Genomic DNA, 8,769 nt, shown 5'->3' with positions numbered 1-8,769 from the left:
ATCGGAATTTGGGCCCGGCGCCGCGCTTGGCGCGGCACCGGCCCCAACCAGAGGAGATGTCTCACAAGAGACATTGACGATGGGCGGGAGCCTCACACTTCGAGCGTCTTAATCACCCAGCTTGGCGTGAATCTCATCTAGATCGATCTCACCCGTCGGCATTTTGTTGGCGGGATTTTCGAAATCATACTTGAACAGTTCAAAATCCTGTTTGTAGATCTCGTAGACCAGATGCATCGACAAATCGTCAAAGTAATCCTCGACCGGATGCACGCGTTTTGGCCCATGGCCTTCGGATTCGTTGAAGCGCGGGATTTCGGACAGAGTCACGGGATGCGAGGTTTCAAGATTGTCCAACACCCCCTGCATCCCATCGTTGAACTTCTCGGTCCAAAAAATCCGATCATATCGCCCGCCATTAGCGATCAGCGTCGAGACATGGCCAGACATGGCCGACCAGTGAATGTCGGGGTCCATCGGACGCCGCCAACGGATCGTGTCACGTGCAAATAACAGAAACCGGCGGAAACTGGCGATCTGATCGAACTCGCCTTTGCCATCGTCACCGCCAACCTCGATCCCATAATTGTAGATCAGCGTTGGCACCAGATTGCCGCGATAGCGTTTGCCGTTGCGCTGAATGCCACAGATCTTGTCAAAAAAGGAACTGAGAATGCGTGTGTAGGGATTACGCACGCAGGTAAACGTATAGGACTGGTGCGATTGAACATTTCTGGCAATCGGATCCTGACTGGCACCAAAGGCCCACTTGTGCATTCCGTCCTTGGCGTCGTGAATGTCACCATCAAAGAAGCTGCCATGATCCGAGAAATACATGATTTGCCCGATCGTCGAGCAGGCGCATTTCGGCACAACACGGTAGACCATGCTTTGACTTTCGGTCATCCACGTTCCGGGAAAACCCATCTACTGCGCCTCCTTAGCCAGTTATCGCATTGATACTCCGGCATTTTGACCCAAAGAACCAAAAATATTCTGTTTATTCAATCGCTCATCCTCAGTATCACGGTTGCAATTGGGCAGAAACGGGGAATTACGAGACGCAAATGGCAAAGATTGCCTATATCTTGCTGTGCCACAAAGATCCTGACGCGATCATTGCGCAGGCACGTCAGCTGACGGCTGCCGGCGATTGTATGGCGATCCATTTTGACGCCCGCGCCAACGATACGGATTATGCGCAGATACGCGACTCCCTGAAAGATAACCGCAATGTCACATTTGCAACGAAGCGGATCAAATGCGGATGGGGCGAATGGTCACTGGTTCAGGCCACGCTCCATGCATTACAGGCGGCGGTGGATCAGTTCCCAAGGGTCACCCATTTTTACATGCTGTCCGGCGATTGCATGGCAATTAAAACCGCCGAGTATGTGCACAGCTTTCTTGATGAACGCGACATGGATTTCATCGAAAGCCATGACTTCTTCGAAAGCAATTGGATTAAGACCGGAATGAAAGAAGACCGGCTGATCTATCGTCACTATTTCAACGAACGCAATCAGCCGCGCCTGTTCTATGCCGCATACGAAATGCAAAAGCGTTTCGGTCTGACCCGCGGCACACCTGCAGACCTGCAGGTCAAGATCGGTAGCCAGTGGTGGTGCCTGCGCCGTCGCACAGTCGAGATGATTCTGGACTTCCTGCGCCAACGCCGCGATGTGGTCCGGTTTTTCTCGACCACCTGGATTCCGGACGAGACGTTCTTTCAGACGCTTGTTCGCCACCTCGTCCCGAAGCAGGAAATCGAAAACCGTACACTGACATTTTTGATGTTTTCCGACTATGGCATGCCTGTCACCTTCTACAATGATCACTATGACATGCTGTTGGGGCAGAACTACCTGTTCGCTCGCAAGATCAGCCCCGAGGCCCATGAGTTGAAGGAACGGTTGGGTCAGCTTTATGCCAGCGAAGGGGTCACGTTCCACATCTCGGACGAAGGGCGTAATCTGTATCACTTCCTTGCCGGTCGCGGTCGGGTAGGACGACGTTTCGCTCAGCGCTTTTGGGAGGTCGGCAATACGTTAGGCCCCGAGCGTCAGGCGTTTTTGATTGTTTGCAAGAAGTGGCATGTCGCCAAACGGCTTGTTGACCAGATCGCATCCGAAACCCCCATTCCCTGCATCGAATACATCTATGATGAGCAGGATACGCCATTGCCCGATTTGGGTGGAATCGAGACGACCCTGATTAAGCGGTCGCGCCATCGGCGGGCGGTTGCACGTATGTTGTTCGATTATTTCCAAAGCGACAGGCTGGTACTCTGCATAGATCCGGCCAATCTGGACGTCATTCAGGATTTCTGTGCAGATCAGGCCCAAACACGAGTTCTGGAAATCGAATGTACTTATTCAGATGAATATCTGACCGGCCATGCCTATCGCGTCGGTCTTGCGGGCCAGAACAGCTCACAGGATTCTCTTGCACGTCTGCTACCGACCCTTCGCAATGCGCTGGCTTACGAATCCGAATTGATCCGCAGTACCCAGAATGATGGGCTGTTCCATTTGCGTGAGGCGGCGGAACGTTCGGAGAATGAGGTGATTATCGCGGAATTTCTGGGGATCAGTGCCGATAAGGCCAAAGCGATCATGCAACTGGATTACCTGTTCGCTGATTGAATCCGGCGGCACGATCAGGTGCCGCCGGACATTCGAGTTCAGATGTCGAATTTGACACCTTGCGCCAATGGCAACTCGGCCGAATAGTTTACCGTGTTGGTCTGACGGCGCATGTAGGCTTTCCAGGCATCTGATCCGCTTTCGCGCCCGCCTCCGGTTTCCTTCTCGCCACCAAATGCGCCACCGATCTCGGCCCCGGACGGGCCGATGTTCACATTGGCAATCCCGCAATCCGACCCGGCCGCTGTCAGGAATTGCTCGGCTTCGCGCATGTTCAGTGTAAAAACGCAGGACGACAAGCCCTGTGGCACGTCGTTCTGAATCTCGATCGCCTCGGCAAAATCGTCATAGCCCATGACGTAAAGGATCGGAGCAAAGGTCTCGGCCTTCACAGTCGCGGTCTGGCCCGGCATCTCAACGATGGCCGGTTGTATATAAACACCGCCCGGCACACCTTCGGTCACGCGCTGACCTCCGAACACGGCACCACCCTCGGCCTTTGCTGTTTCAAGCGCTGCGGTCATCGCATTGCCCGAAGCTTCATCCACCAACGGCCCAATCAACGTACCCTCGGTCAACGGATTACCGATGGGCAGACCTGCATAGGCTTTCTTCAGACGCCCAACCAGTTCCTCGCGGATCGAGTTGTGTACAATCAACCGCCGCAGTGTCGTACAGCGCTGCCCTGCTGTCCCGACAGCCGAGAATACGATCGCGCGCACCGCCATTTCCAGATCAGCCGACGGCCCAACGATCATCGCGTTATTGCCGCCGAGTTCCAGAATACACTTGCCAAAGCGCTGCGCCACAATCGGCGCCACCGCCCGGCCCATCCGGGTCGAGCCGGTGGCTGAAATGATCGGCACATCCTCGCTGGCAACCAGCGCCTCACCCAGATCGGCACCACCGATCAGGGTCTGCAAAAGCCCCTCGGGGGCGTCACCAAAACGGGCCAATGCCCGCTCAAAGATTTTCTGGCAAGCCAACGCGGTCAGAGGCGTTTTCTCGGACGGTTTCCAGATCACCGGATCGCCGCAAACCAGCGCCAGCGCAGCATTCCACGACCATACCGCCACGGGGAAATTAAAGGCCGAGATCACTCCGACCGGTCCTGCCGGATGCCACGTTTCCATCATCCGGTGACCCGGGCGTTCCGAAGCAATGGTCAGACCATAAAGCTGCCGCGACAGACCAACAGCAAAATCACAGATGTCGATCATCTCCTGCACTTCGCCAAGGCCTTCCGAGGTGATCTTGCCTGCCTCCCAACTGACAAGCGCGCCAAGATCATCCTTGGCGGCCCGCAGCTCTTCGCCCAGCAGGCGGATCAACTCACCCCGGCGCGGAGCCGGCACAACGCGCCATTCCTTGAACGCCGCTTTCGAGTGGGCAAAGATGGGCCCCATCTCGGAAACCGGAGTTTCGTGAACCTCGGCCAACAGGCTGCCATCTATCGGAGAGGTCACCCGCAGCGACCCGCCGCTAAGCTCAGCTGCAGTCAGGTCCAAATTCGCAAGCGTGGTTTCAGCAGTCATTACAATGTCTTTCATATCTCAGGCCGCCTTGTTTTGTTCGGTAACGTCACCGGCGCGATAAAGCCGGCCAAATTCGGTGTTCAGGAAATCGGCAAGCTTTACCTGCTCTTGCCGAACAAAGCCTTTCGAGGGCAGAACCCCTGTCCGCATCAGATCGACGACGCCCAATACGCCTGCCGCAGTGGTTACTTGGATCGCACTCCAGACTTGTCCATCTATGGTGCGCGCAAAGGATTTGTTGATCAGGGATTTCTCACGCAACGTGCCATCAACGATGCCCTTTGCCGTGCAGTAGACCAGCACGACATCTTGATCCGTACGCGGCAAGGCCGTTTCAAAAATCTCTTTCAGCAGATCACGGCGACGCTCCAGCCCCAGATCGCTGAGCAACAAGCGCAGAATGTCCCGATGACCCGGATAGCGGATCGAGCGATAGGATACCGCTTTCGCCTTACCGTCTAGCGTCTCGGGCAAGGTGCCCAGCCCGCCCGATGTATTGAAGCACTCGTACTCGACTCCGTCATGGCCGATCAGCTCATAATCTTCGAGGGGGGCGGTCTTAACCCTCTCGCCATTTACAATGGCATCGCAAGGATTGCAGTATTCATTGATCAGCCCGTCTGTCGACCAAGTCAGGTTATATTTCAACGCGTTGGTCGGATAGAGCGGTAACGCCCCGACCCGCATATGCAGGCTGTCGATTTCATCGAACTCCGCCGCCAGCGCAGCGCCCGCAATCCCGACAAACCCGGGGGCCAACCCGCATTGCGGCATAAATGCCGTCTCGCTGTTCTGCGCCAGCTCGCGCACCGCGTTGGTGGCGGCGACATCTTCGGTCAGGTCAAAGTAATGCGCCCCAACAGTTTTAGCTGCGCTTGCAATTGCCGGTGTCAGAAAGAACGGCGCGGCAGAGATCACCGCATCAAACCCTTTAAGGCCTTTCTCCAAGCCCGCGCTATCGCTGGCATCAATCTGCCGCGTAGAAATGCCCCGCTTCTTGAATGCAGACAGGGCCGCAAGATCGTGATCGGCAACAGTCACCGTGTAATGTGCCGAGGTTTTCAGCAAAGTCGCGATCATCTGACCGATCTTCCCCGCCCCGACTACGCAAATATTCCAGCTCAAAACGCGCCTCCATTCTGTGTTTCTTTTGATTATGAAGGGCGACTTGTTCGGATTGCAGATCGTATCTTGACGAAATGAGGTAATATTCCGTCATTTTGACGTATCATGTGTCACTTTGCTAAATAGCTTATTCGAAAATGACTTCGAACATGGTCGAAGTCACAATCGTTTCAGCGCTCCTTTGAAGTGATTGTACTATCAGGTATGAGAGGACCATTGTCGGCTATACAACGCGGGCAATCGCGGTTCGCCCAAGCATATAGGTGCCTTCAATGAGATCTCTCCGTGTCCTGCTTACCTGTTTCGCATGCCTGCTTCCTTTTGCAGCTCTGGCCCAATCCGCTGAGGCACCTGCCGCTGAGATTTCGTTAGAGCTCAATGCCTTGGAAGACGTTGGTAGTGCCTGCAGACTGACCTTTCTGGTGACCAACCAATCCGGAACCACTATCGATGAAGCCGTATTCGAGACGGTGATATTTGACACCGAAGGCAGTGTCGTTACCCTCTCGCTTTTTGATTTTCGCGACTTACCTTTGGATCGCCCACGTGTCCGTCAGTTCGATCTGCCAGAGATGTCTTGCACGACTGTTGGGCGCGCATTGATCAATGGCGCGAGTTCATGCGTGGTAAAAGGCTCCCAGAGCGACATCTGTCAATCGACCCTAACGCTCAGCAGCCGGATTGAAGTGGAGTTGCTTGGATGAATATTCTCTCTTCTCTTCGAGAGATCCTGACCCTTGGCGGGCCCGTTGTGGCTATCCTTATTGTCATGTCGGTCCTGACCGTAGCAGTTACTCTTTACAAGCTTTGGCAGTTCGCTGCCTGTGGCGTAGGGCGGCACAAGGTTCTGTCACAGGCGCTGCAGGCCTGGGATGCTGGAGATCGAGCCACTGCACGCGCGCGCCTCGCTCAGAGCAGCAGCTATCTTGCACCGCTTGTCGAAGCCGCCATGGACGCGCCGGACACTCCTGATCTGGACGCTCGACTGGATGCCGAAGCTGGATTGGCACTGGCCGGGCTGGAGCGCGGATTTCGGCTTTTGGATACGGTCGCCCAGCTTGCACCCCTGCTTGGATTGTTCGGAACAGTTTTGGGAATGATCAATGCATTCCAAAGCCTTCAGTCTGCCGGGTCTTCTGTCGATCCCTCATTGTTGGCAGGTGGCATCTGGGTTGCTCTGGTAACAACAGCCGTTGGCCTTGCGGTGGCAATGCCGACTTCAATGGTCTTGTCTTGGTTTGAAAGCCGAACTGCCCGGGAACGGGTGTTTGCGGACAAAGCACTGCGTACGGTTCTGGTCCCGAACAACTCGAACCAGTCCGCCTCAGGCAGGACCGAGATTCTGAACGCTGAACATGCGTAACACGGAACCCTTTGTCAGACGACCGATGTCGATGACCCCGCTCATCGATGTCATCTTTTTGCTGTTGCTGTTTTTCATGTTGTCTTCAACTTTCTCAAAGTTCGCGGAGATCGAAATCAGCAGCGCAACCTCAGGCGCATCAGAATCGGCTGAACCCGTCGAGCGAATATTCATCCAGATCGGTACCGAGCGCGTGACTTTGAATGGCGAAACACTGGCGCTGGATGAACTGTCTACGCGGATCGGGGCCGGTCAGGCACTGGTAAGCCTTGATGCGGATACGTCCGCCCAACGACTTGTGGATTTGCTGGTTGTTTTGCGTGGCCGCGATGGCTTGACCGTCACGGTGTTGGAGTAGACCGATGATCCGCTTTGGTCGCCCAAGCCGCAAACGAGACTCGACCATCCCTCTGATCAACGTCGTCTTTCTGATGCTGATCTTCTTTCTGATTGCAGGCACCCTGGCACCACCGCTTGATCCCGAGCTTCAGCTTGTCGACACATCGGAACTCGAAGGCCGCGACCCTCCCGATGCGCTTGTCTTGAACGCCGATGGCATCCTCAGCTTTCGCGGAGTGCAAACCGATCCCGAGGCTTTTATGGCCAGCCATGATGACGGGCCCGTCAGGATTGTCCCCGATCGCAATGTTTCAGGCCAACGATTGATGGAGGTAACCGGTGCCCTTCGGCGGTATGGCGCGCCTTCTGTTTTCCTTGTGACCCAGCAGGCTTTGAAATGATCCGGAAGTCAGCGGCCATCGCTGCGTTGGCGGGTGTGCTTTCGCTTATCCTGCATATCTTTGGGATCAGCTTGTATGGGTCCAGCCTGCCAGAACTGCGGGCCAATGAGGAATCGGTCAGTTTGATCGAGCTTGGCAACACATTCGAAGAATTCACCGAAGACACGACAGACCCGGTCCAACCGGAATCTGCTGAAACACCCGAGCCCCCGGTTGAAGACACTATTAAGCCCAATACTGCCGACATCCCGATCAGCGAAACACTCGTCGCTTCCCCCAATCCTCAGCAGGTATCTTCACCCGTTGTCGGAGCGCCCGTCGCCCCACGATCAGAGCTACAGGAAGAGGTGCCGACCGAACCGGTCGCCCCGTCCAACCCGGAACCAGCAACAGATGCAGATACCTCCGTAACGTCAGCGGTCGACCCGGAACCCGAGCGCTTGGCAGCTTTACCACCCACAGACAGCTCAACTGCGCCGTTCCCCCCAATCGAGAGTAGGGCAGTCGAACCAGAAATCCCAAGTTCGGTCGATGAGCCAACAAACGAGCCACCAGAAGAACAAGCCGCGCCTTCCGATCAGGCCGTATCTGTTTCCAAACGCCCCCGCCTCCCGAACAGAAAGCCAGCAACGGAAACACAAAAATCACTTGATGGGTTCAGTAATTTCGATAACTTGCGCAACCCTACGCAAACATTGGAGTCGCCGCTTAGCCTTTATCAAAAGGAAGGGGCTGACCCGTTCCGAGCCAGCAGTGGCCGAAATCAAACCTCGGGTCGCGGCGTTGGAAACTCCGATACCACGAACTATGCCGGACAAATCCTGGTCCACCTCAATCAAACGCCCGTCGTCTATGTCCCGGTCCGCGGGTTTGCGCAGGTATTCTTCGAAATTAATCCTGATGGATCACTGGCTTGGGTTGATATCGTCGATAGCTCTGGCTCACCTGAAATCGAACGCGCCGCCAGAGATCAAGTCATCCGCGCCGCTCCATTTCCCCGTCCACCAAGCGGGTCAAGCCGCAGGCTATCGTTTTATTACCAAAATAGTTGATACCAAAGACAGCAGTTCGCCGAACCAGTTGTTCGTTCCCTGAATGCTTCAACACGCTCTAAGGAGAGGATTTCCATCGGTCATCACGGTAAGGTCACCGTGGGCGAAGCACAGAAGTTGGCAAAAAAGAGCTGAGGGGGGTAAGTGGCTAGTTACGAAAAGAAGTTTCCTATCGTTGCTTCCACAGTGCTTCTAGAAGTATTGGCACAAATAGAAACACCGCCCTAGGGCGGTGCGTAAACATCTGATGTTGCACGGTGTTTTTTGTTTGCGGGAGTAGGATTTGAACCTCTGAGTTTCAGGTTATGA

At 55.0% G+C, this 8,769-nt stretch carries 9 protein-coding genes; 6 read left to right on the top strand and 3 right to left on the bottom strand.

Going from position 1 to position 8,769, the window contains the following annotated elements:
• Positions 1 to 108 precede the first annotated feature (108 nt).
• A complete protein-coding gene (locus ACR0A1_RS20465; protein ID WP_170423261.1) occupies positions 109 to 927 on the bottom strand; it encodes a sulfotransferase family protein in 819 nt (272 codons plus the stop codon).
• A 140-nt stretch (positions 928 to 1,067) separates the two neighbouring features.
• On the opposite strand from ACR0A1_RS20465, the gene ACR0A1_RS20460 reads away from it, so the two are divergent.
• The gene (locus tag ACR0A1_RS20460) at positions 1,068 to 2,645 is read left to right on the top strand and encodes a DUF5928 domain-containing protein (protein WP_480869041.1); all 1,578 of its coding nucleotides are present in this window, start codon (positions 1,068 to 1,070) and stop codon (positions 2,643 to 2,645) included.
• A 38-nt stretch (positions 2,646 to 2,683) separates the two neighbouring features.
• Here ACR0A1_RS20460 and amaB read toward each other — a convergent pair whose 3' ends face one another.
• Both amaB and ACR0A1_RS20450 read right to left on the bottom strand, forming a co-directional pair.
• The gene (amaB, locus tag ACR0A1_RS20455) at positions 2,684 to 4,195 is read right to left on the bottom strand and encodes an L-piperidine-6-carboxylate dehydrogenase (protein WP_480869040.1); all 1,512 of its coding nucleotides are present in this window, start codon (positions 4,193 to 4,195) and stop codon (positions 2,684 to 2,686) included.
• A 3-nt stretch (positions 4,196 to 4,198) separates the two neighbouring features.
• Positions 4,199 to 5,305, bottom strand: coding sequence for a saccharopine dehydrogenase NADP-binding domain-containing protein (locus ACR0A1_RS20450; protein ID WP_170395124.1), 1,107 nt, complete (start codon positions 5,303 to 5,305; stop codon positions 4,199 to 4,201).
• Between the two features lie 272 nt (positions 5,306 to 5,577).
• Here ACR0A1_RS20450 and ACR0A1_RS20445 point away from each other — a divergent pair, with 272 nt between their 5' ends.
• Genes ACR0A1_RS20445 through ACR0A1_RS20425 form a run of 5 tightly spaced genes read left to right on the top strand, consistent with a single transcriptional unit; the run spans position 5,578 to position 8,460 of the window.
• Complete coding sequence (locus ACR0A1_RS20445) at positions 5,578 to 6,009, top strand: hypothetical protein (protein ID WP_170395121.1); 432 nt, start codon at positions 5,578 to 5,580, stop codon at positions 6,007 to 6,009.
• Positions 6,006 to 6,668 (top strand): MotA/TolQ/ExbB proton channel family protein, encoded by a 663-nt coding sequence (locus ACR0A1_RS20440; protein WP_170395118.1) that lies wholly within the window; start codon positions 6,006 to 6,008, stop codon positions 6,666 to 6,668. The genes ACR0A1_RS20445 and ACR0A1_RS20440 overlap by 4 nt, the downstream gene beginning before the upstream one ends.
• A gap of 31 nt (positions 6,669 to 6,699) precedes the next feature.
• Positions 6,700 to 7,026, top strand: coding sequence for a biopolymer transporter ExbD (locus ACR0A1_RS20435; RefSeq protein WP_170395115.1), 327 nt, complete (start codon positions 6,700 to 6,702; stop codon positions 7,024 to 7,026).
• 4 nt (positions 7,027 to 7,030) lie between these two features.
• Complete coding sequence (locus ACR0A1_RS20430) at positions 7,031 to 7,408, top strand: ExbD/TolR family protein (RefSeq protein WP_170567459.1); 378 nt, start codon at positions 7,031 to 7,033, stop codon at positions 7,406 to 7,408.
• On the top strand, positions 7,405 to 8,460 hold the full coding sequence (locus ACR0A1_RS20425) for an energy transducer TonB family protein (RefSeq protein ID WP_480869037.1): 1,056 nt from the start codon (positions 7,405 to 7,407) through the stop codon (positions 8,458 to 8,460). Before ACR0A1_RS20430 ends, ACR0A1_RS20425 begins: the two co-directional genes overlap by 4 nt.
• Positions 8,461 to 8,769: the final 309 nt, after the last annotated feature.

It is taken from the genome of Ruegeria sp. D6, assembly GCF_056534365.1.
The sequence above is the reverse complement of the archived record's forward strand: the minus strand, read 5'-3'. Positions and strand labels throughout refer to the sequence as shown.